Below are 23040 nucleotides of genomic sequence, written 5' to 3'. Positions count from 1 at the left end.
TGTCGTAAAGGGGGGAGGGGGCGGAAACGAGCCCGCGGCTCGTTAGGGACCCCCGAGTTTACGCAACTCATCCGCCGCGGCCCATACGACCCGGGCCAAAGTCTCGCTAGGCTTTTGCTGTGCCTCCTTCCGATCACGCCGCCCCCCCCGCTGTCGCCGACGTGCTGATCGTCGGTCAGGGGATTGCCGGCTCGACGCTCTATTGGCGACTGGAAGAACGGGGCCTGGAGACGGTTGTTGTGGATCGGGGCGGCGTGGATCGCGACGGACGCCCGAGCGCTTCCCGCGTCGCGGCCGGTTTATTGACGCCCCTTACCGGCAAACGACTCACGTTGTCGCCGGAGTTTGATGACCTGTTTGCCGCCGCGCGCGGGTTCTATCGCGGGGTCGAGGCCCGAACCGGGCAAGATTTTTTTACCGAGCAGGCCGCGCTCCGCGTCTTTGTTGATGCCGCCGAGCGTCGCTGCTTCGAACACCGGCACCATGACCCCGCGTTTGCACGCCATGTGCGGTTGGCTTTGCCCGCAGAGTTGCCCGCGCCGCTGGTAGCGCCCCACGGCGCTTTTTGGATGAGGGGGGCTGCCCGGCTCGACACAACGGCCTACCTGGACGCAACACGCCGGCAATTGGAGCGCGACAGTCGCTTCTTTAGCGAGTCGCTCGATCTGGCACAGGATCTAAGCTGGGAGACCGACGCGGTCTACTTGCCAAAGATCGGCCTTCGCGCGCGGCAGCTTGTGCTCTGTCAGGGGTATTGCGCCCCGCTGGCCGCTTGGCCGGGCGCTGCGCGTTTCGCGCCGGCCAGGGGCGAGGTGCTTACCGTGGCGTGCAACGCCTACCGATCGGCCGCGGTGCTGCATCGAGGGATCTGGGTCGCTCCATGCGAGTCGGGCGTTGCGGGGCGTTATCGGGTGGGGTCCACCTACGACTGGCACGACTTAGATGCGCCTCCCTCGGCGGCGGCACGCGCGGAGTTGTTGGCTCGCCTGGCTGAGGCCGGCTTGGCGGAGGGGCGGGTAATTGATCAGCAAGCCGCCGTACGACCGGCCACCCCCGATCGGCAGCCCCTGTGGGGGATCGCCCCCGACCAGCCCCGGATTGCGTGGCTAAACGGTCTGGGGGCCAAGGGGTCGCTCCTGGCACCGACGTACGCTGCTCGGCTGGCAGACCGTCTGGCCAAGGCGTTCTAAAAGCCGCTGCCCGGCGCTCAAACACCGGTCTTGGGGCCGTGAGACGCACTTCTTAAGGGTCTGCGCTAGCTGGGACAGGCGGCGAAAAAACGGTAGAATCCGGAGCTACTAAGAGCCCGTCCGCTCTTGCCGTTCCCAGCCGGTTTGGCCGGTGATTTGAACAGCGGACGCCGTCACCCCGAGGATGCGAAGCGCGTGGCAGACGAACCCGAAAATGGCGCCGATGGCGAGCTTACCCCCCCCGCGGTGCGCCGTCCCGGCTTCGACCCGGTAAACGATGCGATCGCCCTGCGGCTGATCGATCTGCCGATCGAGGATGAGCTCAAAGAAAGCTATCTGACGTACGCCATGAGCGTCATCGTCAGCCGCGCGCTGCCCGACGTGCGCGACGGGCTGAAGCCCTCGCAACGGCGTATCTTGGTGGCGATGAACGACCTGGGGCTCACCCCTGGCGGCAGCACCAGCAAGTGCGCCGGTATCGTCGGCGAGACGATGAAGCGTTATCACCCCCACGGCGACGGGGCCATTTACCCCACACTCGTGCGCATGGCCCAGGAGTGGGCCACGCGCAATCTGCTGATCTCGCCGCAGGGGAACTTCGGCAGCATCGCCGGGTTGCCGCCGGCGGCCATGCGGTACACCGAGGCGCGTTTATCGCCCGTTGCCGCGCTGATGCTCGATGACATCAAGCTCGACACGGTCGACTTCACGCCCACCTACGACGAGAAGCTTGTCGAGCCCAGCGTTCTGCCCTCGAAGTTTCCCAACCTGATGGTGAACGGTTCGGGCGGAATCGCGGTGGGCATGGCCACGAGCATCCCGCCGCACAACCTGGCAGAGGTTTGCCGGGGCGTGATTGCGCTGCTGGACGACCCCGAGATCTCCATCGCCGAGTTGATGGAGCACATCCCCGGCCCGGACTTCCCCACCGGCGGCACCATCTGTGGCCGCAGCGGCATCATCAAGGGTTATCAGACCGGCCGCAGCACGGTCGTGCTCCGCGCCCGCACCACGATCGAAGAGGACCAAAAGAAGAAGCGGATCCTCGTTCACGAGATCCCTTACCAGCAGTCACGCGACCCCGTGATCAAGAAGATCGCGTCGCTGGTGAACGAGGGGAAGATCGCCGGCATCAGCGCCGTGCGCGACGAATCGGACCTGAACGAGCCGGTGCGGATCGTTATCGAGCTGAAACGCGACGCCGATCCGGACGTGGTGCTCAATCAGCTCTACAAGTTCTCACCGCTGCAAGAGTCGCAGAGCGTCATCTTCTTGGCGCTGGTGGACGGCAAGCCGCGCGTGCTGACGCTCAAGGAGATGCTCGAAGAGTTCGTGCGTCACCGGGTGATCGTCATCCGCCGCCGGACACAGTTCTTGCTTAGCCGTGCGCGCAAGCGGAAGCACACCGTCCAGGGTTTGCTGCTCGCGCACGCCAACATTGACGAGGTGATCCGTGTCATCCGGGCCAGCAAGACGCAGCCCGAGGCCAAGCAGGCCTTGATGCAGATCAAGACGCCCAGTTCGCTCTTGCAGCGGGCACTGGGTGACAGCGGTTTCGAGCAGTTCCAGCAAGAGCGGGGTGTCGCCGAGGATTACTCACTCACGCCGGTCCAGGCCGACGCGATCCTCAAGATGACGCTCGGCCAGCTCGTGAACCTCGAGCAAGAAAAGCTCGTCGAGGAGCACGCCGAGCTAATCCTTGAAATCAACGGGTATCTTGAGATCCTCGCCGACGAGCGCCGCATCTACGGCATCATCCGTGAGGACATGGAGCAGCTGCTCGCCTCGAAGCACGCCGACGCGCGGCGCACGGTGATCTCGAACGAGGAGGTCGGCGACGTCGACCTTGAGGACCTGATCGAAGAAGAGACCATGGTCGTCTCGATCAGCCATCAGGGCTACATCAAGCGCACCGCGGCAAGCGTCTATCAGGCGCAGCGGCGCGGCGGCAAGGGGGTCAAGGGTGCCAAGTCTGACGACGACGACCCGATCGAGCACCTCTTTGTCACCAGCACCCACAACTACCTGATGTTCTTTACGAACTTCGGCAAGGTCTATTGGGAGAAGGTCTACAACCTGCCCGAGCTGGCGCGCGACGCCAAGGGGCGCGCCGTAGTGAACCTGCTCAACCTGGCCGAAGGCGAGAAGATTGCCGACTGCCGCGCGGTGCGCGACTTTTCGGCACCGGATCACTATCTGATCATGGCCACCCGACAGGGCCTCGTGAAGAAGACCGACCTGACCGCTTACAGCCGGCCGATGAAGACGGGCATCATCGCCATCAAGCTCCGCGAAGGGGACGAGTTGGTCAGCGTCTCGATCATCCAGAAGGGAGACGAACTTCTCTTGGCGACCGCCACCGGCATGGCGATCCGCTTCAGCGAGGCCGACGCTCGGTCGATGGGTCGCAACTCCAGCGGCGTGAAGGGGGTCTCGCTGGGCAAGGGAGACTCACTGGTGGGGATGGTCGTTGCCGACCCCGATGCCACGCTCTTAACCGCCACCGAGAAGGGCTACGGCAAGCGAACCTCGTTCGGACCGAACGCGGTAGGAGATGACGATGCCGACACCGCCGCCGAGGACGACAGCAGCTCATCGGCCCGTTACCGCACGCAGAACCGCGGCGGAAAGGGATTGCGCGATATCAAAACGACCGATCGCAACGGCCGGGTTGTGGGCGTGGTGAGCGTGACGGACGAAGACGAGCTGTTGTTGATGACCGCCCGGGGCAAGATCCAGCGGATTCGGGCGGCAGAGGTGAGCACCATCGGCCGCAACACGCAGGGCGTGAAGATCATGGGCCTCGACGGCGACGACGCGCTGATGGCGATCGTGCGCGTGCCGCGCGAAGAGGCGGAAGAAGCGGAAGAAGAAGCAACGGAGTAGGGGGGAGTACCTATCCGGACCGCGACCGTAAGGGAACGCCCAGCACTTGCCAAGTCGGCGTTCAAGTCGAATAGGCTCTGTCCTCTTTAGTTCTTGTTTCGTCCTGCGCCGCCATGAGCCGCCTTCTCGCTTTACTGCTGCTCCAAGCTCTAAGCTTGGCGATCGCCCACGCCACGCCGCCCAACGTGGTCATCGTTTTTATCGATGACATGGGCTACGCCGATATCGGTCCCTTTGGCTGCACGAGGTATCCGACGCCGCATCTCGATCGCATGGCGGCCGAGGGCCGCTGCTTCACCGATTTTCATTCCGGCAGCGCCGTCTGCAGCGAGTCGCGCGCCGCGCTGCTGACGGGTTGCTATCCTCCGCGTGTGAACATCCAAGGCGCTCTGTTTCCCGACGCCCAGAACGGCCTATCGCCCGACGAAACAACACTGGCGGAAGTTTGTCGAGCGAAGGGCTACGCCACCGCGTGCATCGGGAAATGGCACCTGGGCGACTTGCCGCAGTTCTTACCGACACGGCAAGGTTTTGACGAGTACCTCGGCTTGCCGTACTCAAACGACATGTGGCCCTATCTGCGGGGCGAGCAGACGCTGGATGCGGGAGTCCGACATCACAACGGCAAGCCGATGCCTCCCCTGCCGCTCTACGATGGGGAAGAGGTAGTCGACGACAACGTGACGCCCGAGGATCAGCAGTCGCTCACCACTCGGTACACCGAGCGGGCGGTCGACTTCATCGATCGCCACGCCGGTCGTCAGCCGTTTTTTCTGTACATGCCCCATACCATGGTGCACGTGCCGCTGTATGTTTCGGAACGATTCGCTGGCCAGAGCGGTGCCGGCCTGTACGGCGATGTGGTGATGGAGATCGATTGGTCGGTGGGCCAGATCTTCGCCGCCCTCGAGCGTGGCGGTGTGGCGGACAATACCCTGGTGGTTTTCACCTCCGACAATGGACCGTGGCTCGTCTTTGGCGATCATGGCGGGCAAGCCCAACCACTGCGCGAGGGAAAGAACACCATGTGGGAAGGGGGGTATCGTGTGCCGTGCCTTATGCGCTGGCCCGCTCGCATCCCCGCCGGCACGGCGTGTGATGAGTTGGCGTCGGCGCTCGACTTGTTGCCCACGATCGCTTCGCTGATCGGCACGCCCCTTCCCGAGCACCAGATCGATGGCAAAGATATCAACGGCCTGCTTACCGGCGGGACAAACGAATCACCCCACGAGGTGCTCTACGGCTACCATCAGGGGGCGTTAAAGGTGGTGCGTGATCGCCGCTGGAAGCTGGTTCTGCGGCATCGTTACGATTCGATTGCCGGCGGTAAGCTGGGCCGAGGCGGCCGGCCGGGCCAGACCGATAACGTTCCCGTCGGGTTGGAACTCTACGATCTTAAGCACGATATTGGCGAGACCAAGAACGTGGCCGGCGATCACCCGGAGGTTGTCGCCAGATTGCAACAGCACGCAGCGGCGGCGCGGGAGGAGCTGGGTGACAAGCTCACCGGCGCGGTTGGTACGGCAGTGCGCCGGTAAGCCTGCTCGAGCGCGTGTCGCAACGTCGCGTCAGCGGCGATCACGATCGATAACGCAAAATCGCACAACAGTAATCGCAAGCGCGCTAGCTGTTCTTGATCGCCTCGGCGTCGATCCGGCGATGCTCCGCTTCGCGATACTTGGCGGCGATCATTGGGTAAAGCGAACCGAAGACCACCGCCGGGGTGAATCCGCCGAAGAGGAAGGGGTACCAGATGGCGTAGGGCTGGCCGGCTAAGTAGGCGTAGGTGCCGACCAGCATCATCACGCCGCCCGCCGCGGCCATGAGCGCCATAGCGCCAAGGATCCAGCGCTTGCCTTGTCCCCGCGCGACAAAGAACGAGCAGCAGCCGAGCGCACCTCCCATCAGGCCGACGAAGGTACCCCAGCCGGCACCGAAATAGGCACCGAACTTCCACGCCGGTTCAATCCACGGTTCAACCACGCTGTTCCTCCTTGGTTTGGGCAAGACTTTGGCGATGCGTCGTTAGCAGGCGCATGGCCTCTTTTGTGCCGAGTTGGCCACGATCCACCATCGAAGCGATCAGCTCGGCCATGGGGTCGGGCGTTCTTCCCGCAGCGATTTCGTTCAGCCGGGCGATAAGTTGATCGAGCCGCGTCCGCAGCGTGGGATAGCTCACGCCGTAAGCCTGAGCCACGTCCTTGAGCGATCCCGAGGCGAGGACGAAGCGCAGCACGAACTCTTTGTCTTCAACCGAAAGCGATTCGAGCGGGTGGAGGGCCACGAAGCGTTCGGTTAAGGAAAGTGTAAGTGGTAGTGAACAATATCAACCTAGCCGCGAAATGCAAATAGTTAAATAAAAAATGATAAATATTAAAAACCGGGGGGGTATCCTGGAGACGCTTGCGGCGGCATTTCCTTAGCGCCCCGTAGGACGGGACGCTCGAATTCGGTACGTTGACGCGATTCGCGCAAGCGGCTCGTCGCTCTGCGCACGAAACAAGCCTTTACCGCCTTTCCCGTCATGATCACCCCCCAGCAGCTCCGCGGGGCCCATGTGGCCCTGGTCACCCCCATGAAGCCGATCGGCTCGCTGATGGGGATCGACTTCGACAAGGTCTACGCGCTGATCGACCGGGTGCTCGAAGCGGGGGTGAGCGGCGTGCTGTTCGCGGGTACGACCGGGCAGTCAGCCACGCTGAGCCACGACGAGCAGGTCGATCTTTGCACGCGGGGCATCGAGTACGCCCGCGGCCGGGCCGCCGACCTCGGGCAAAAAGTGACCTGCTTGGCGAGCGCCGGCTCGAACTCGACGGACGAAGCACTGCACTTGTCGGAGCGCATCACGCAGGCGATTCATCCGGACGCACTGCTGCACGTGACCGGCTACTACAACAATCCGCCGCAAGAGGGTTTGCGCGCCCACTTCACGGCGGTGGCCGATCTGGCTCAGCGGCTCGAGACGTCGATCATCCTGTACAACATCCCGGGCCGCACCGGCAGCCGGATCGAAGCGGAAACCGTCATCCGCCTCGCCCAGCATCCAGCGATCGCGGCGGTGAAAGATGCCACGGGCGATCTCGATTCGCTCGAGACGATCCGCGCGGCGACCGATCCGCAGGCGTTCACGCTTTTGTCGGGCGAAGACCATCTGGTGGTGGATGTCATGCAGCGGGGGGGGCTGGGCGTGATTAGTGCTTCGGCCAATCGCTGGCCGCGCGAGTTCCAGCGATTGACTGAGCTGGCAGCGGCGGGCGAGTGGGATGCCGCCGAGGCGCTGCAGGCCGCCTTGCAGCCGTGCATTGATGCGGTCTTCTGCGTTAAGAACCCGATTCCGTTGCATCACATGCTGCAAGTGGGTCTGCGGATGCCGTTGGTGACCGTCGAGCAGATGGACCCGGTCAACCGTGATCGAGCGGTGACGAAGATCACAGCGGCCGAGGCGATCACCAATTTCCCGCATCTCGCCATCGCCACCGTTTAGGTTGGTGTGCGGTCTGTTTCTCAAGCTGCTGTCCTGAAAGAGGCGTTGGTGAGCGATCTAGTTACCCTCGCAGCCCGCATTGATGAGATCTGGGAAAGCGGCGCGGCGGCCGACGCGCGCGCAGTCGTCTCCGAAGCGCTTGCGCTGCTCGATGCGGGTGCGATCCGCGTCGCCGAGAAGGTAGACGGCGCGTGGCACGTCAACGAGTGGGTTAAGAAGGCGGTGCTGCTGCACTTCCGCTATTCGGACAATCGCGAGATGACCGCCGGGCCGATCGAATGGTTCGACAAAGTGGCGTTGAAAACGGGTTGGCGTGAAGCCGGCGTGCGGAGCGTGCCCACCGCGATCGCGCGGTACGGGTCGTTCATCGAGCCCGGCGCGGTGCTGATGCCGTCGTATGTGAACATCGGCGCACGGGTGGGCACGGGCACGATGATTGATACCTGGAGCACGGTTGGCAGCTGCGCCCAGGTGGGCAAGAACTGCCACATCTCGGGTGGTGTTGGCATCGGCGGGGTGCTTGAGCCGTTGCAGGCGAGCCCCGTCATCATCGAAGACAACGTTTTTCTTGGCGCGCGGGGCGAGGTGGCCGAGGGGGTGCTCATCGAAGAGGGGGCGGTGCTCGCGATGGGCTGCTTTGTCGCCGGATCGACCAAGATCTACAGCGTGCCTGAGGGACGCGAGCTGCCCCCCGGCCGGATCCCCGCACGGAGCGTGTGCGTGCCGGGATCGCTGCTGTCAAAGGATGGCAGTCATTCGACCTACGCGATCATCATCAAGAAGTTGCGAGACGAGCGGACCGACGCCCGCACCGCGCTCAATTCGTTGCTGCGTGAGGGGGGGGTATGACCCCGATCCTCATCAGCGGGCTACCTGGCGCGATGGCGCTTGAAACGGCCCGACTCGTCGCAGAATCGGCGGACCTCGCGCTAACGCCTTTCGCGCTGACCAGCGCCAAGCACGATAGCGAGTCGCTGCTCATCGGTGCCGAGAAGCTGCGTTTGGTCGAATGCAAACACGTTGCCCCAGCAGACCTTTCGGCGGACGTGGTGGCGGTGGATTACAGCACCCCCGAGGCGGCGCTCGAGAATCTCGCCTGGTTCGTTCGGCAAGGCTTGCCGGTGGTGGTTGGAACGACCGGCTTTGATCGTGAAGAAGCGATTCGCTTGGTGCGTGAGGCGGGCGGGTTGGCGGTCATTGCGCCGAACATGGCGATACCGATCGTACTATTGCAAGCCGCCGCACGCTATTTAGCCGAGACTTTCCCCGGTGCCTTGGCCGGAGCCGAGCTGACGATTCGCGAAAGCCATCAGGCGCACAAGCGCGACACGAGCGGCACAGCCAAGGCGCTCGTCGCCGCCGCGCAGACGTTGGGTTTCGGCTTTACCGTCGAGCAGATCGAAAGCATCCGCGACCCGGCGCGTCAGAGTAACGAGTTGGGTGTTCCCGACGAGCATCTCGATGGCCATGCGTTGCATCGGTATGACGCGCGCTGCGCAGGCGGCACCGTGCAACTCGTTTTAGAGCACAACGTGTTGGGCCGCCGGGTCTACGCCGAAGGGACGCTCCGAGCGATCCGTTTCCTGATCGCTCGCCGCAAGGCCGACGTGCGGGGCCAGGTCTTCTGCATGGAAGACGTTCTGCGAGGCTGAGCACGTTCTTGTCGCTACAGCCAGCGCCAGAAGCGGAACAGCGCCGCCATCGTCAGGCCTACCGCCACCATTACCGCGGTCACGGCCACAAAGCTTATCGGGTTGTCGTTGCCCGGCCAGGTGGGGAAGTTCATACCGTAGACGCCTGCGATGACCGACATCGGCATCATGACGGCGGTGAGCACGGTTAGGGTGCGGACAACGTCGTTGGTCCGTTTGGCGACCGACGAGTTGTAGTTTTGCAGTGCTGCGTTCAAGCGATCGAGCATTCCCTCGCAGCGTTCGACAGCGTGGGTCAGGTGGCTGCGCACCACGCGGAACTGCTGACCGAGATCGGTCGACATGGAATCGAAGTCTCCGTCGGCCAGCGGATCGATGAGTCCGCGCTGTGCGGAAGCCAGTCTTCGCAGGTCGATCAGCTTGCGACGAATCGTGGTGGCCTGTTGCAAGTAGGGATCGTTCCCGTCCATCTCGAAGGAGCGCTCCTCATAGGCGTCGAGGTCGTCTTCCAGCAGGTCGATCAGTGTCAGATAGCGGTCCACCATGCCGTCGATCAGCCGGTAGAGCATCCGGTCAAATCCCTGATCGAGGGTTTGTTTAGGACTTTTCCGGCAGCGCTCACGCAGAGCATTGACCGACCGTGACGGCTGGGAGTGGATCGTCACGAGGAAACGTTCACCGCGAAAGATCGTCAGCTTCCGAGCTTCGACTTCGTCGCTACCTTCGTGGGCGATAACGCCGTAGGCGACGATTAGCAGGCAATCATCGAATTCATCGATGCGGGCGCGAGGCTCCCCGTGCAGGCAGTCTTCGAGCGACTGATCGTCCAGGTCGATGAGCAGGTCGAGGCGCTGCAGATCGTCGGCGGAGGGGGCTTCTAGATCAACCCACGCGAAGGCGTCCTGGTGGTTCCAGAGCACCTGCAGCTCTTCGAACGAGCTAAACTCGATGGGCGATGCGTGCGATTTACGGCCGATTCCCCAGATCATGAGCGTTAGTCTCGCCGGGCCGGCGGCTGGCGCCAAGCCGTGGCCAGCGGCACCAGGATCGCGACCATGCCGATCGGCAGCACGAACCAGAGCATCGCTTTGCTATACGCGGGCAGCGCAGCGTGCTGCGTCGCTGCGAGCACCAGATAGCCGACATAGGCAACGTAGAAGAACAGAAGAACGGCCCCTTCTCCACGCGAGATACTGAGCCCCGTGAAGAAGATGGGCAGACACACTAGGGCGACTGCCAGCATGACGGGCAGATCAAAGCGGAGCATCGCGGGCGTGATTGCCGCCCCCTCGGGCGCGACCGCCGTGGCCGCTCCGAGCACGCACAGCAGGTTGAAAATATTGCTGCCCACCACGTTACCCACGGCGATGTCACGCTCGTTGCGGAGACTGGCAATAACCGAGGTCACCAGCTCGGGGAGCGAGGTTCCCGCCGCGACGATGGTCAGACCGATAACCAGCGGGCTGACCCCCCAGGCCGTGGCGATCGAGACGGCCGCGTCGACAAACCACTGTGAGCCGACAACGAGCAAGACGAGTCCGGAGACGGCCAGCAGCAGACTGGACAACGTGCCCGCGCTGCCGGTATTGCTCGGGGAGGTGTCCACCGAATCGATGACATCTTGCTGGCGTCCCAATTTCATCAAGATGGCGATATAGGCCCCCATCGCCACCAGCAGGAAGAACCCCTCGGCTCGGCTCAAGGTGCCATCGGACGCCAGGGCGAGGACCGCTACCGAGGTGCCGATCATGACCGGCACATCGAATCGCACGAGTTGTTTTGACACCGCCAGCGGGGCGATCAGCGCGGACAGACCCAGGATGCACAGCACGTTGAAAGTGTTGCTGCCGACGACGTTGCCGACCGCCAGGTCGGCTTGGTTAGTGAGGGCTGCTTTAACGCTCACGGCAAGTTCTGGTGCGCTCGTGCCGAACGCCACCACCGTCAATCCGATCACTAGCGGAGAGATGCCCGCTGCTGCGGCAAGTCTCGAAGCACCGCGCACCAAGAGCTCGGCACCGGCGACCAGCAACAGCAGGCCACCCACAAAGAAAGCAGCGGTCACGGGAGATTCCGAGGTAAGATGCCCACAGGCAGCGGCGTAATCGGCCGGGCCAGGAAGCGAAAATTTATCCTAGCAAGCGGCTTTGGTGAGCAGAAGTATCGGCATTCTGCTTTAGCAAGTGCTGTCATACGCTTCGCGTTCAAACGGATTGTCGCGGTAGGCGTCGCCGCCTCGGAGCCAAATAATGGCCGAGGCACCCAGGTAGGCGGGGCCCATCAGGAGGCCCCAGCGTTCAAACTGGCGGACGTGTACCAGTTCATGCTCGTGGGCGCAGTCGAGCATCGCTTCGTTCTGACCGATCACGGTGTGGCCCAGCGTGATTGCCTGAGTGCTCTTGCCCAGCGGCGAGTGACGCACGAGCCAGCGGGTGAAGCCTCCATGGAACTCGAGGACCCCGTCGCGCACGCGGCATCCCCCGCCGGTCATGAGGCCCGCCAAGCCGATCGCGATCCCCAGCAGTGAGTAGGGCGACGCCCATAGCAGCCGTGCATAGCGCTTCACGATGCTGGCCACAAGAGCGTAAACGCGGCCCCCGTCGCCAGCGAATAGGCGAGGCCATCAAGCAGGTCCATGGCGAACTTGCGCCGGAACCAGATGATGCTGGGGATGCCGGCAGCGACGTGCGTCAGGGCGGCAGCCGTTGCGGTGAAGCGGAAGATATCGATCGGCGGAGATTCGGCCCGCAGGCCGATGCTGGCAAGATAGCCAATCGTTGCGGCGGCGGCGAAGAAAAACGCGAGCGTCATACCGATGTTCGCTCCCATGTGGGGCGTATGCTGCCACAGGATGAGCATACCGCGGCAATCGTCGGTCGAAGTCGCGCTGGCGGAGTCATCAGACAACATATACTGCGCGCCGGGCTGCAAATTCTCTGTACGAAGGGCCTGGCCCACGGCGCCGCTAAGGGGCAGCTTGCGCCACTCGGGTTTGTGGTGCGGTAACGCCACCCAAGCAAGGGTGCTGAGGATGTGGGTCGCAAGACCGGCGGCCACCATCGGCAGCCAGAGATCGGCGATCGAGAGTTCGGTCATCGTTTGGCCCGCATGCGAGGAGCGAGAGCAGACTTAAGGGCTGTGCGGGCACATCCTACCGCAGGCCGAACCCCCCGCTTGTTTTGTCAGGGGCTTGTGACTGCGGGGGGGGGCGTTGCGTCCGGGTGAAAGGGAACCGTGGCGGGGGTACCGTTTTCGGGGGGTTAGTAGTCGCCGGCCTGGTTCTTAAGGGAACGCGACCCGAGCGGTGCCCCGGTCATTAAACCCGTATTGTAGAGAGATTTACGGCTTGCTGCGCGCCCCGATGAGCGGGCAGGAACGGCTGATAGCTTCGCGTCATCCGCCCCACCGCGGAACTTCGTAAGGGGGGCGGGCCCATGGCGACGCATCACAACGGTGCCTAAAGTGCAAGGAAGCTGCAAGCCGCTGATTTGTCGGTCGCGTGCAACTGTGGGGGCAACCTGTGCGAACACGCGGCGTGTTTGTCGTCCCCGCCGGCTTATTCTTCTGTTCACCGCGACGCCCCGTTAGGGTCGTCTTCGTTTTTACCGTCCCGAGAGCCCACGACATGTTTCACCAACTCCGATTTCTTCCGATCGTCTTGTTGCTGCTGGGAGTGATCAGCGCCACGGCCCCGCAAGCGGCGGCGCACTGCCAAGTGCCGTGCGGTATCTTCAACGACCAAGCGCGCTTCGACGCGATGCTGGAGGATACGACGACGATCGCCAAGTCGATCGGTCAGATCGTCGAGCTCGCCGGCACGCACGACGCGAACGGTCACAACCAACTCGCGCGCTGGGTCGTCACGAAGGAAGAGCACGCCAACAAGGTTCAGCAGACCATTGCGGACTATTTCATGGCCCAACGCATTAAGTCCGATGCGGCCAACTACGCCGAGCTGCTCAAAACGTCGCACGCCGTGATGGTAGCAGCCATGAAGAGCAAGCAATCGGCCGATCCGGCAACCGCCGCTACGCTGGAGGCGGCTATCAAGTCCTTCTACCAAACCTACAACGGCAAGGCGTATCAAGCGGCGCACGTCCACTGAGCCGCGCACCCGCTTCAACCGACGAGCCACGCGGAGGCCGCGGCGATTCGCCGAGAGTCGTAATCGGGGCCGTCACGCTGCTCGAGTTCGCACTGGTGTGGCACGCCGAGTGACATGAGCTTCATCCTCAGGCGATCCGCGCCCTCGTGGCGCGGATCGCCTGGCGGGCAGTCGAAGCGCTGGCGGCGGGGCCAATTGAGCGGATGGATGTGCAGCGTCGCCGAGTCCTGTCGGGCTTGCTCAGGATCGTTGTAGAGCGTGTGCAGCGCGGCAAACTGCGGGTCATCTGCCCGCGTTCGGTCGAGCAGCGTGTGCCAATCGATCCACGGCCGCAAAGCTGCTGCCGCGGCAAAAACTTGCGGCCGAAGATACGCCCAGCGCAGGGCGGCGTGGCCCCCCATGCCCGAGCCTACCAGCGCGATCTGGGGCGGTGCTAAGCCCAGCTCAGCGCGGATCCATGCGACCGCCGCGATGAGCGTTCCGCTGACGTGACCGGGCTTATGTTCGGGGCCAAACACGGGGCCGTCGGTCCACCAGCTGGCTCCGCTCCAAGGAACGATCACCGCCACGCCGCGGGGAACGAGTTCCGCTGCCCAGGCGGCCGCATCGTTTGGTGGAGCGCTTTCTGGTGGCGTGACGGCCGGCGTAAGTGGGTTCGGAGGAAGATCGAGCGGGTTCGGAAGTTCGTGCAGCACGATCGCCGCCATCAACGGCGGAGCGCCGGTCGGGATCGTCCACCAGACAGGTTGGCCGGCGAGCGTTTCGGCACGCCACTTAAGGGGGCTGTTCATGCGGCTGAGTTTAGACCGTGGGCTTCCCCCCCACACCGGCGGCGGCAAACTTAGGGCGTAATGCCCTTACGCTTGCGAGCGTGTCGCCGGGCTTGCACGACCGCTTCAACGATCCAATGCCGTGGCACAGATTGTCCATCTTGTCGAACGCCTCGCCCCCAGCGGCGCCGCGACGCAGGCTTTTTGCCTAGCAGGGGTGCCAAGCGCCCACACAACTCACGTGGTTTCCCTGCGGCCCTTAGGCCCGTGGGGTCGCTGGTGGCGTCAAGCAGGAAGGTCGGCTAAGTCGCTCAACTGTCGGTGGGGGATCGACCCGCTTGCGGGCCTCGCTTGGCGTCGGTTGCTTGCTGAGTTGTGTCCCGTGGCAGTGCAGACCAACGATCCGATGACCGCCCGTTTTTTGCGCCAGTGGGGCACCGGCACAGCCGTATGGGGGCATGTGGTCCGTAGCCCACAGAAACCGACGACGACGGCGGAACGGGCGGATTGCAAGGCGGCCGCTTATGAACCCACGGCCACCGAATCCTCCGAGCACGGATACCTGCCCAACGCCGCGGAATGCGTCTCGCTAACCGAGGCCGAACGGATCGGCTACCGCGAACGTTTTGAGCTTGGCACCGACTCGCCGCTGGTGGTGATGTGCCTTCGGCTGGACAACCCGACCGCCGTCAAAGAGGCCGTTTGGGCCGCGGATCTGCTCCGGGTCGTTGCGCCCGGGTCACGTTTGGTGGTGGTTGGGGAAGGTCCCGTACGGCTGGCCGCCGAACGTTTTGCCGCTGCCGCCACTGAGCCCGGAACCGTGCGATTTGTTGGCCCACGCCACGACGCGCTCCGCCTCGTGGCGGCCGCGGACGTTGTGTGGGCACCACAAGCCCAGCACGCCGGAGCAACCCCGGTGGTCGAGGCTCGCATGGTGGGTTGTCCGGTTGTATTCGGCTGGAGTCGATCTCCCACCGGTAGTCAGCAAGCGACGGCGACGCCCGAGATTCGGGCGGTTGAGGTGACCGACCGAGCCGGTTGGGTGCGTGAGACCCTTGCCGTTTTGCAGGCGAAGCGCGTTGGGGCAAATGATCAAGACAGGGCTTCCTCGCCATTAGCGGAGCATCTGCCAGCGCGTGTTGTCAGCCGGCGCGACGCCTGGCTGGGCATCTAACCGGCCGGATCAAATCCGCGTGCGATCGCCATGCGGAAGTGGGTGGTATCGACCACCGGTGGCTGCCAGGCCGTCTCGACCTCATCCGACAGCAATTCGCCCACAAAGCGGCGGCGCTTCTCGCACAGCGACCAGCCGGCGCGGATAGTTTGGCAGGCCGCGGCGATCTCGCTGGGGCTCGGCAGGTAATCGATCCGGCGAAGGTCTTCGCCGTGGTAGCCGTGGTCATTGATCGAGGGGAAAGAAGCGAGCAAGGCGTGACTCCTTGGACTTTTCTCGGAAGGAACTAGCGGTGAGGGCAGGACCTTCTCCTGACCAGCGGGTTTATTCCGCACCTGTGTGTGGATCGTGTGAACGCGGTGTGAGTTTGCCGAGAAGACCGCCAAATCCGTGGCGGATCGGACAGGCATAAAGGGGAAAAACTGTTGAAGAGGTGTTGAAGAGGTGTCGAGATAGTGTCGAGTGCGTGTCGCTAACGTGTTGGGACTCTGCTGAAAAAGGCGTCGATCGTGGGTTCGGTGTGGCGTCGAGACGGCCCGACAAACCGACTTGCGCGCGAGTCGACCGTCCGCGGTCGTTCCGGACAGGTGGGGGGGCCCCGCCTGTTGGCCCGCACCGAGCGGCGTTAAACTCGTCCTGTTCGCTGTAGATCGCCACCGTCGGGTGGCCCCGGCATCGAGTGCCGGCCTGCTGAGTCTCGACAGCGTTTTGCCCACGGAACCGGGAAAGGCTTGCGATGAAGGACGTCTTGGCGGTGGTGCTCGCCGGGGGCAAAGGAACACGCCTCGAACCGCTCACGCGCGATCGGGCGAAGCCCGCCGTGCCGTTTGGCGGTTGTTATCGGATCATCGATTTCACGCTCTCCAACTGCCTCAACAGCGGATTGCGCAGGCTGCTGGTCCTCACGCAGTACAAGGCGATGAGCCTCGACCGCCATATCACGCTTGGCTGGCGGGACTATTTTTGCCGAGAGCTGGGCGAGTTTGTCGATGTCGTCCCGCCGCAGCAACGCATCGACGAGCAGTGGTACCAGGGAACCGCCGACGCGGTCTACCAAAACATCTATGCGATGGAGAAGGAGCGGCCCAAGCATGTCGTGATCCTGGCCGGCGATCACATCTACAAGATGGATTACTCAAAACTCGTGGCGTACCACGAGCAGCAAAACGCCGATCTGACGATCGCCGCGCTCAAGGTGAGCCGTGACGAGGCCCAGTCCTTTGGTGTCATGCAGGTCGATAACGAGAGCCGTGTTGTTGGTTTCGAAGAGAAGCCGACCGAGCCGAAGACGGTTCCCGGTTCGGACGACGAGTGCTTGGCTTCGATGGGCATCTACGTTTTCAACGCCGCTTTTCTGTTCGACGAGCTGTGCAAAGACGCCACTCTGCCGAACAGCGCGCACGACTTCGGCAAGAACATCATCCCGTCGATTATTAACACCCGGCGTGTGTTCGCCTTTGCGTTCCTTGACGAGAACGCCAAGACCCAGGCTTACTGGCGAGACGTCGGCACGATCGACGCCTACTACGAAGCGAACCTCGAGCTCACCAACGTCGAGCCCGAGCTTAATCTGTACGACGACCGTTGGCCCGTGCGGACCTATCAGCCCAACTTACCGCCGGCCAAGACGGTTTTTGCTGACGACGACGACGGTCAGGGCCCGCGCAAGGGTGAGGCGCTCGACAGCCTCGTGAGCCACGGTGCGATCCTCTCGGGCGGGATCGCCCGCAAGAGCGTCATCGGTCCGGGGGCGCGGATCAACAGCTATGCGCAGGTTGATGAGTCAATCCTGTTTGCCCAGGTCAATGTCGGTCGCCATTGCCGCATCCGCCGCGCGATCATCGACAAGGGCGTTCACATCCCCGACGGCATGGAGATCGGCTACGACCACGACGCGGATCGAGCACGGGGCTTTACCGTCAGCGAGGGGGGCGTTGTGGTCGTGGCGAAAGCCGATGGCCTGCTAAGCACGTCGTAAACCAGCGGGCGCTTACCCCGAGGGGTGTCATCGCGACGCGTAGTCGGGCTGGAAGTACTCGGCCGCCTCAACCCCGGCCAAGGCGGCGATGAGGCTTGTGGGAAACTGCTCACGCAGCTGATTCAGATCACGGACGTTGCCGTTGTAAAAGCGACGGGCCGCCGCGATGCGGTCTTCGGTGACGGTCAGCTCGTGCTGAAGCCGCAGAAACTGCTCATTCGCTTTGAGGTCGGGGTAGGTCTCGGCAAGGGCGATCAGACGATGCGACTCGGCTTCGACTCGACGCTCTTCTTCACCACGCTGGCCCGCGTGGCTCGGATCGGTCGCAGCGGTACGGAGGCGGGCCACGGTCTCCAGCAGCTCACGCTCGTGGGCCGCATACCCCTTGGCGGTTTCAACCAAGTTGGGGATCAGGTCAAGCCTTCTTCGTAGCTCGACTTCGATGTCGGACCAGCTTTCGCGAAGGTGCTGCCGGACTCCGACCATCTGGTTGAAAACGGCGATGCCCCAGATGCTACCGATCAACAGCGGCGTCAACAAAAACGCGATCGCGATGAGTGCTTCGGGCATTTAGAAAGTCTCCTCCGTCGGGGCGAGTGAGGCCTCAAGGTGAGCGGGCCACAGACCGATGAATTCGCTCATCCAGTTGCGCCAAAGGAGGAACTCATCCGGCTCCCAGCGCTGCGTGCCGTTGGTCAGACACAGCCATTCGCCACACAACTCGAGCCGCTCGGGACTGGTTTCGAGAAGGGCTTCAATCGCGCGGGGATGAAGCAGGTCGTAGGCGAAACGCTTGTCGTCGGAAGAGACATGAAAACGTCGGCTGAACTCAGCGGACTCGAAATCGATGTCGTTGAATCCCAAAGCCGAGGAGATCTTGTCGATAAACATCTCACGCCGCAGCGTCACCCGCGGTGTAGCAGGTTTAGCGCAACGGACTGCGAGAAAGCTGAAGCGATAGTGGGTCGTACGGCTCCTGTTGTTGCTACGGCGGGTGACGGCGTAGTGATAGTCGCCCGTCAACAGCTGCGGTGATCGGTCGGCTACGCGGACTACCCCCGTCAGCAGGTTGTAGGCATAGCGGCTGTGACCTCGGGCAAAGTCAGCCATCGACCCAAGTGCCCCGGGAAGGTGGGGCTCGCGCGCCGAGCTAAAAATCATCCCGTGCTGCTGGGCAAAAAGCGTCAGCTTCGCACAGCGTTCTGCCTCGACTCGCTGCGCATGGAGCGAGCCGACAGTGATCACCACCAAAAACGCGGCGAACAGCAGTATGCCCAGGCCGATCATCGTCAATCGCCTGCCGTTGTTGAACGAGGGCAGAAACGTGGCAACCCACCGGCGACGATCCTAGTTCACCCCGCGCACTGCGGCCACCGCCGACGTGATCCTTACCGGAGAGAGCTCCCGGTGTGCGACGCGGTTGCCTCGCTCGGCGTTAGTGTTAAGGCATCGATCAGCAGTCGATCCCCCTCAGCAAAGCGCTGCCGATCGGATTCTGCGATCCGGGTAACCGCCGAAACGGCAGGAGCGCTGCTCAGCGGTTCTTGAAGCAAATAGTGGTGCCATTCGGTCGGGATCCCTTCGGCCTTGCCGAGCACGACCACCGTGAAGCAGGTCAATCCGCTTGGCGTGATGCGTTCTTCGAAGGCCCCCAGACGGCCCCCCTCGGGCTCCACTTGCGATTGCACCTCGGCGGTGAAGGCCGCGAGGTCTTTGGCGTGGCGCGAAGCCACGGTGCGCAGCAGCATCGTGGCGAGGGGCTCCTGCCCCTCGGCCGCGCGGAGCGCGAGGGTTTTTCGCGTTTGAGCAGTGAGGTGCCAGTCACGCGAGGCAAGCGTTTCCCAGGCGTTGTCGTTCGACTGAATCCGCACCAGTCCGGCGGGCGAAAAACGCCCATCGACCTCGCTCGTCGCGGTGCCGTTGCCCGCGGCAGCCGCTACGGCTTCGGTGGCCTCGGTGGTCGAAAGGGGTTCGCAGCGCAACGAGAGCTTTGCCGCCACGTCGAGCCCGGGCGAAGCGGGGCCAATAGCGCGGCGTTCTTCGAGGCCCAGGTTTAGCTGCGTGAGGATTCTCGTCTGCCGATCGATCAGCCCGACGCCCCGCAGGTCGATTTCGGTTGTGGCACCGGCCACGCTACCGTGTACCGTGCCGGCCATACGAAACCGGGCGTGTGAAGCCGTCAGGTCGGTCAGCACCGCGGTAACCTCGCAAACGCTCACGCTATCGAGCTTGAGCAGGGGACCCAGGGTATCGGCCTCAAGCGTCCACCGATCGCCGGGGGCCACTTTTACGGTGGGGAACAAACCCGCGGTTGTTAGCGGATCGGCAGGCGCTTCAACCAGGTCTAACTCCGAACGGCTAAAAGCAATCCGCTCGGCCCGGCATTCGACCCGGCCCCCCAAGAGTTGGGCCAGCACCACGCCGCGCGTCGGATCGATGGTCGAGCGGGTCTCCTTGGCGACGGTCAGAGCGCCTTGCTCGTAGCGGCGGAGGACGCCCTCGCCCGGACCCGGGGTCTGCAGGTACTCCGTCATGACCTCTACCCGAACCGGCTGCGGATCGGACTGCGGAGCAACGATCAAGTCGCCGCCAACCGTCAGCGAAACCCGTACGGCAACCGCCCTATCGGTCAGATCGGCCGGCGCAAGACGCGCTGGCTCGATGGCTTGAACGACACCCACCGTGAGTAGCGTGGTTAAGGTCATTCCAAGAACCGTCGGCAATCGCTTGATCGGTAACATCGGTCGAGGCCTCGTCGAACACCGGGTGAGAGCAGGTCAGGCAAGAAGGGCATAGTGCGCAAGCAGCGCCGAACCTTCCTGCAAGAAACATCGTCTCCCTAGGGGCGAAGGGCTTAGCGCTTCGGTGAGAGGTCGTTGGCAACCGAGGCCGAGGTCCCACGGAGGCCCCCCGAACGGGTAAATGCGGGGTTTGGGGGGGCGGGGGTTCGCCTTGTCAGCTCGCTAGCGAGTTTGGCTCGACCCAAATCAGCTGCTCCGCGTACAACAAGTGATCCACCGAGGTTGCTAGGCGTGTGATAGCACGGCTAGCGCCTCCAACCCCTGCTAAGCACATGGTGCAACGAGCCTACCGAATCGACGCGATCGACCGCCTGCGGGCCGAGCAGCTCCGCTCGGCTCCGCTCGAGGACCGTGTCCGCCGCATCGATCGGATTGAGCTAGCGATCAGCGACCTCGACGCCGCGAATCATTACGCGGTCGATCGGATCGTCAAGACAATCGGTTGCGGTGGTTGGGTGCCGCGCGATCGGGATAAGGCACCCGGTGCCGACTTGATCCACGACTTGCGTCTGTTGGTAGAGGACCTGTCCGATTCGGTCGATTTGCCCGCCAGTGCAGTCGGCGAGCAGGTGCTGACTGTCGAAGATCTGGCCCGCCAATTTAACGTCTCGACCAAGACGATTGCGCGTTGGCGCGAGGCGGGGCTCGTCAGCCGCCGCTTGGTTTTTGACGGTCGCAAGCGGGTCGGCTTTCTACGCAGCAGCGTTGATCGTTTTGTCCGCGCGAACCGTGACCGCGTTGAACGCGGTGCCAAGTTCCGCCAGATGACCGACACCGAGCGACGCGAACTGGTCGCCGAAGCCCGGCGCGTTGCGGCAGACGAGGGACTCGATCTGAACGCCGTTGCCCGCCGCCTTACTGACCGCACCGGTCGCACAGCGGAAACCATTCGTCAAACCCTCCGTCAGCACGCCGAAGCCCATCCCGACGAGCAGCCGTTCGATGGCGAAGGAGCCGTACTGGCCGCGCGCCAGCGTGAGCAGATTGAGGCGGACTTTCGGGCCGGGATTGCGGTCGAGAAGCTGGCGGACCGCTACGGGCGCTCTAAGACGACCATCTACCGGATCGCCACCGAAGTGCGTTACGAGCGGATTAGGGCGCTTGCGCTCGAGTCGATTCCGAATCCGCGATTTGCGCGCAAGGGTGCCGACGCGGCGTGTCTGGGCGAGATGCCCGTGGCGGAAACGCCCCCGCGCCGCGTTTCTCGGCCAACCGATCTGCCGGCCTATCTCGCGGCGTTATACGATTCGCCGTTGCTGACGCGCGAGCAGGAACAGCACCTGTTTCGGCAGTACAACTATCTGAAGTTCAAGGCGGCGAAGCTTCGCGCGACCCTTGATGCGGCGCGCCCCAAAGCCGTCACGATGGATGAAATTGAGGCCCTCCACGAGCGCGCGGTGGAGGTCAAGAACCAGATCGCCCGAGCGAATCTTCGGCTGGTGGTTTCACTCGCCAAGAAGCGGATGGGGCCCACTCAGAGCTTCTTTGAACTGGTCAGTGACGGCAACGTGTCGCTGATGAAGGCGATCGAGAAGTTTGACTTCGCCCGCGGCAACAAGTTCAGCACCTACGCAACCTGGGCGATCGTGAAAAACTACGCCCGCTCGATCCCGAACGAATACAAGCACCAAGACCGTTTCCGTACGAGCACCGACGAGTTGTTTGCCTCGGCCGAGGAGCATCGCGCGAATCCGCTGGCCCACGAGGCGGCACAGGCGGACCGAGAGCACAAGATTCGGCGCATCCTGCGCCGGCTGGATGAGCGCGAGCAGCAGATCGTTATTTCGCGTTTCGGGCTGGATCACAACCGCGAACCGCTGACGCTCAAAGAAGTTGGTGCCCAGATGGGGGTGACCAAAGAACGGGTGCGTCAGATCGAGGTGCGAGCGCTGGATAAGCTGCGGGTAGCCGCTGCGGAAGAGCGTGTTCAGCTCGACTTCTGAGAGACCGTCTGCGGTGCCGGGGCGGATGCTAGCGTCCGCGGAGGGGGCTGCCGTAGCAATCTGCGGTCCAAAACTGAGTTACCGGCCTTGCGAGGTGGTGGTGGCTCGGTATATTGGCCGATTCCCCATCGATTGCGGGAGTCGGGCTAGCGTAGCTCAATTGGCAGAGCAGCTGATTTGTAATCAGCAGGTTGTGGGTTCAATTCCCTCCGCTAGCTCTTGCCGATGAGCCTTGCGAGTCGGTTGCGATGCCGTTTTGACGGCAGGGCAGCCAGCCGGCGGAGCGAAATCGGTGGAAGCAGCGGGGCGTGTACCGGTTGAGGCTTGCGTGCCGAAGGCCGATTAGGCTGAGGCGCAGAGGTAGCACGGAATTCGGTTTGTTTTCCCCGGCTGGGGCGTTATTTAAGTCGTTTTTAGGGGCGAGGCAGCGACAGAGACGCGAGCAGGTCAAAAGCGGCCCGTGCCCGTCACCACACATCGGTGGGTTACCGAAGCGGTCAAACGGGTCTGACTGTAAATCAGATGGCTCTGCCTTCGCAGGTTCGAATCCTGCACCCACCACTCATTTAATTAATCAAAGCGGAGTATCGGATGCGGACAGCGGAAACAGCTTGAGTGGCTTGCCTGCGTGGGCTCGCTTCCGCACATCGGATCCGTCCTGCGGGTGTAGCTCAATGGTAGAGCAACAGCCTTCCAAGCTGATGACGAGGGTTCGATTCCCTTCACCCGCTTAAGCAGCAGCGACCGAATAACTTAGTTCACTCGCGACGAGCTCTGGTGGCTTGTCGTGACGCACCTTCACAGATTCCCAGGCGACAAGAGACAAGACGAGCTGCCAGCCGGATGCCCCGCGGGCAGGTGGCTGATCGCTTTTTCCGCTGCTGTAGCTCAGTTGGTAGAGCGCGTCCTTGGTAAGGACGAGGTCACGAGTTCAAGTCTCGTCAGCAGCTCTTGGCCGCCGTTGGGGGCTGGGTTTTATGAAGCTTTTCCGCTTTGATGCGGGGTAGCTTCAGTGACCCTGCCCGGCGGCTGCCGGCGGGTTTGATAAACACAGCGT

General features: G+C 63.1%; 21 protein-coding genes and 4 tRNA genes. 14 read left to right on the top strand and 11 right to left on the bottom strand.

The window, feature by feature from the left end:
- Positions 1-119 precede the first annotated feature (119 nt).
- From Pla111_RS08510 to Pla111_RS08500, 3 genes are all read left to right on the top strand, one after another.
- Complete coding sequence (locus tag Pla111_RS08510) at positions 120-1190, top strand: NAD(P)/FAD-dependent oxidoreductase (RefSeq protein ID WP_146573319.1); 1071 nt, start codon at positions 120-122, stop codon at positions 1188-1190.
- A 195-nt stretch (positions 1191-1385) separates the two neighbouring features.
- Positions 1386-4076, top strand: a complete 2691-nt coding sequence (gene gyrA, locus Pla111_RS08505) for a DNA gyrase subunit A (protein WP_391581018.1) — start codon at positions 1386-1388, stop codon at positions 4074-4076.
- A 113-nt stretch (positions 4077-4189) separates the two neighbouring features.
- On the top strand, positions 4190-5614 hold the full coding sequence (locus Pla111_RS08500) for a sulfatase family protein (protein ID WP_197524868.1): 1425 nt from the start codon (positions 4190-4192) through the stop codon (positions 5612-5614).
- Between the two features lie 85 nt (positions 5615-5699).
- Here Pla111_RS08500 and Pla111_RS08495 read toward each other — a convergent pair whose 3' ends face one another.
- Positions 5700-6059: a hypothetical protein gene (locus tag Pla111_RS08495; protein ID WP_146573317.1), complete on the bottom strand. Its 360-nt coding sequence runs from the start codon at positions 6057-6059 to the stop codon at positions 5700-5702.
- A complete protein-coding gene (locus Pla111_RS08490; protein WP_146573315.1) occupies positions 6052-6360 on the bottom strand; it encodes a DUF2089 family protein in 309 nt (102 codons plus the stop codon). Before Pla111_RS08490 ends, Pla111_RS08495 begins: the two co-directional genes overlap by 8 nt.
- A gap of 240 nt (positions 6361-6600) precedes the next feature.
- Here Pla111_RS08490 and dapA point away from each other — a divergent pair, with 240 nt between their 5' ends.
- From dapA to Pla111_RS08475, 3 genes are read left to right on the top strand one after another with little or no spacing between them, the layout of a single operon-like run.
- On the top strand, positions 6601-7560 hold the full coding sequence (dapA, locus tag Pla111_RS08485) for a 4-hydroxy-tetrahydrodipicolinate synthase (protein ID WP_146573313.1): 960 nt from the start codon (positions 6601-6603) through the stop codon (positions 7558-7560).
- A gap of 48 nt (positions 7561-7608) precedes the next feature.
- The gene (locus Pla111_RS08480; RefSeq protein ID WP_146573311.1) at positions 7609-8409 is read left to right on the top strand and encodes a 2,3,4,5-tetrahydropyridine-2,6-dicarboxylate N-succinyltransferase; all 801 of its coding nucleotides are present in this window, start codon (positions 7609-7611) and stop codon (positions 8407-8409) included.
- Positions 8406-9212: a dihydrodipicolinate reductase C-terminal domain-containing protein gene (locus tag Pla111_RS08475; RefSeq protein WP_146573309.1), complete on the top strand. Its 807-nt coding sequence runs from the start codon at positions 8406-8408 to the stop codon at positions 9210-9212. Before Pla111_RS08480 ends, Pla111_RS08475 begins: the two co-directional genes overlap by 4 nt.
- Before the next feature lie 14 nt (positions 9213-9226).
- Here Pla111_RS08475 and Pla111_RS08470 read toward each other — a convergent pair whose 3' ends face one another.
- From Pla111_RS08470 to Pla111_RS08455, 4 genes are all read right to left on the bottom strand, one after another.
- Entirely contained in the window at positions 9227-10201 is a 975-nt protein-coding gene (locus Pla111_RS08470; RefSeq protein ID WP_146573307.1) for a magnesium transporter CorA family protein, read from the bottom strand.
- Between the two features lie 5 nt (positions 10202-10206).
- Positions 10207-11277: a calcium/sodium antiporter gene (locus tag Pla111_RS08465; protein ID WP_146573305.1), complete on the bottom strand. Its 1071-nt coding sequence runs from the start codon at positions 11275-11277 to the stop codon at positions 10207-10209.
- 111 nt (positions 11278-11388) lie between these two features.
- On the bottom strand, positions 11389-11790 hold the full coding sequence (locus Pla111_RS08460) for a hypothetical protein (protein ID WP_231930846.1): 402 nt from the start codon (positions 11788-11790) through the stop codon (positions 11389-11391).
- Positions 11775-12308, bottom strand: coding sequence for a hypothetical protein (locus Pla111_RS08455; RefSeq protein WP_146573303.1), 534 nt, complete (start codon positions 12306-12308; stop codon positions 11775-11777). The genes Pla111_RS08460 and Pla111_RS08455 overlap by 16 nt, the downstream gene beginning before the upstream one ends.
- Positions 12309-12837: 529 nt before the next feature.
- Here Pla111_RS08455 and Pla111_RS08450 point away from each other — a divergent pair.
- On the top strand, positions 12838-13317 hold the full coding sequence (locus Pla111_RS08450) for a superoxide dismutase [Ni] (RefSeq protein WP_146573301.1): 480 nt from the start codon (positions 12838-12840) through the stop codon (positions 13315-13317).
- A 14-nt stretch (positions 13318-13331) separates the two neighbouring features.
- Here the strand turns inward: Pla111_RS08450 and Pla111_RS08445 are convergent, their stop codons facing one another.
- The gene (locus Pla111_RS08445; RefSeq protein WP_146573299.1) at positions 13332-14108 is read right to left on the bottom strand and encodes an alpha/beta hydrolase family protein; all 777 of its coding nucleotides are present in this window, start codon (positions 14106-14108) and stop codon (positions 13332-13334) included.
- Positions 14109-14229: 121 nt separating this feature from the next.
- On the opposite strand from Pla111_RS08445, the gene Pla111_RS08440 reads away from it, so the two are divergent.
- Positions 14230-15261 (top strand): glycosyltransferase, encoded by a 1032-nt coding sequence (locus Pla111_RS08440; RefSeq protein WP_146573297.1) that lies wholly within the window; start codon positions 14230-14232, stop codon positions 15259-15261.
- Here the strand turns inward: Pla111_RS08440 and Pla111_RS08435 are convergent.
- Positions 15258-15515: a hypothetical protein gene (locus Pla111_RS08435; RefSeq protein ID WP_146573295.1), complete on the bottom strand. Its 258-nt coding sequence runs from the start codon at positions 15513-15515 to the stop codon at positions 15258-15260. The two genes, Pla111_RS08440 and Pla111_RS08435, sit on opposite strands and share 4 nt — an antisense overlap.
- A gap of 482 nt (positions 15516-15997) precedes the next feature.
- Here Pla111_RS08435 and glgC point away from each other — a divergent pair, with 482 nt between their 5' ends.
- Entirely contained in the window at positions 15998-17239 is a 1242-nt protein-coding gene (glgC, locus tag Pla111_RS08430) for a glucose-1-phosphate adenylyltransferase (protein WP_146573293.1), read from the top strand.
- Positions 17240-17266: 27 nt separating this feature from the next.
- Here glgC and Pla111_RS08425 read toward each other — a convergent pair whose 3' ends face one another.
- The 3 genes from Pla111_RS08425 to Pla111_RS08415 form a co-directional block, all read right to left on the bottom strand.
- A complete protein-coding gene (locus tag Pla111_RS08425) occupies positions 17267-17809 on the bottom strand; it encodes a LemA family protein (protein ID WP_146573291.1) in 543 nt (180 codons plus the stop codon).
- A complete protein-coding gene (locus Pla111_RS08420) occupies positions 17810-18526 on the bottom strand; it encodes a hypothetical protein (protein WP_146573289.1) in 717 nt (238 codons plus the stop codon). It abuts the gene before it with no gap.
- 101 nt (positions 18527-18627) lie between these two features.
- A complete protein-coding gene (locus Pla111_RS08415; protein WP_197524867.1) occupies positions 18628-19980 on the bottom strand; it encodes a hypothetical protein in 1353 nt (450 codons plus the stop codon).
- Positions 19981-20312: 332 nt separating this feature from the next.
- On the opposite strand from Pla111_RS08415, the gene Pla111_RS08410 reads away from it, so the two are divergent.
- The 5 genes from Pla111_RS08410 (at position 20313) to Pla111_RS08390 (ending at position 22933) form a co-directional block, all read left to right on the top strand.
- Positions 20313-21983 (top strand): sigma-70 family RNA polymerase sigma factor, encoded by a 1671-nt coding sequence (locus Pla111_RS08410; RefSeq protein ID WP_146573285.1) that lies wholly within the window; start codon positions 20313-20315, stop codon positions 21981-21983.
- A gap of 145 nt (positions 21984-22128) precedes the next feature.
- A tRNA-Thr gene (locus Pla111_RS08405) sits at positions 22129-22201 on the top strand.
- 261 nt (positions 22202-22462) lie between these two features.
- Positions 22463-22544: transfer RNA gene (locus Pla111_RS08400), tRNA-Tyr, on the top strand.
- 99 nt (positions 22545-22643) lie between these two features.
- Positions 22644-22714 (top strand) — tRNA-Gly (locus tag Pla111_RS08395).
- A gap of 146 nt (positions 22715-22860) precedes the next feature.
- Positions 22861-22933 (top strand) — tRNA-Thr (locus Pla111_RS08390).
- Positions 22934-23040 lie beyond the last annotated feature (107 nt).

This window comes from Botrimarina hoheduenensis (genome assembly GCF_007859815.1).
GTDB classification, from domain to species: domain Bacteria; phylum Planctomycetota; class Planctomycetia; order Pirellulales; family Lacipirellulaceae; genus Botrimarina; species Botrimarina hoheduenensis.
Note: the sequence above shows the minus strand (reverse complement) of the source record. Positions and strands in the feature narration are given on the sequence as shown.

Excerpts from the sequence above, each read along its gene's own strand:
- Pla111_RS08500 (WP_197524868.1), top strand. The coding sequence starts at position 4,190 with ATGAGCCGCCTTCTCGCTTTACTGCTGCTCCAAGCTCTAAGCTTGGCG.
- dapA (WP_146573313.1), top strand. The coding sequence starts at position 6,601 with ATGATCACCCCCCAGCAGCTCCGCGGGGCCCATGTGGCCCTGGTCACC.
- Pla111_RS08475 (WP_146573309.1), top strand. The coding sequence starts at position 8,406 with ATGACCCCGATCCTCATCAGCGGGCTACCTGGCGCGATGGCGCTTGAA.
- Pla111_RS08470 (WP_146573307.1), bottom strand. The coding sequence starts at position 10,201 with ATGATCTGGGGAATCGGCCGTAAATCGCACGCATCGCCCATCGAGTTT.
- Pla111_RS08455 (WP_146573303.1), bottom strand. The coding sequence starts at position 12,308 with ATGACCGAACTCTCGATCGCCGATCTCTGGCTGCCGATGGTGGCCGCC.
- Pla111_RS08450 (WP_146573301.1), top strand. The coding sequence starts at position 12,838 with ATGTTTCACCAACTCCGATTTCTTCCGATCGTCTTGTTGCTGCTGGGA.
- Pla111_RS08445 (WP_146573299.1), bottom strand. The coding sequence starts at position 14,108 with ATGAACAGCCCCCTTAAGTGGCGTGCCGAAACGCTCGCCGGCCAACCT.
- glgC (WP_146573293.1), top strand. The coding sequence starts at position 15,998 with ATGAAGGACGTCTTGGCGGTGGTGCTCGCCGGGGGCAAAGGAACACGC.
- Pla111_RS08425 (WP_146573291.1), bottom strand. The coding sequence starts at position 17,809 with ATGCCCGAAGCACTCATCGCGATCGCGTTTTTGTTGACGCCGCTGTTG.
- Pla111_RS08420 (WP_146573289.1), bottom strand. The coding sequence starts at position 18,526 with ATGATCGGCCTGGGCATACTGCTGTTCGCCGCGTTTTTGGTGGTGATC.
- Pla111_RS08415 (WP_197524867.1), bottom strand. The coding sequence starts at position 19,980 with ATGTTACCGATCAAGCGATTGCCGACGGTTCTTGGAATGACCTTAACC.
- Pla111_RS08410 (WP_146573285.1), top strand. The coding sequence starts at position 20,313 with ATGGTGCAACGAGCCTACCGAATCGACGCGATCGACCGCCTGCGGGCC.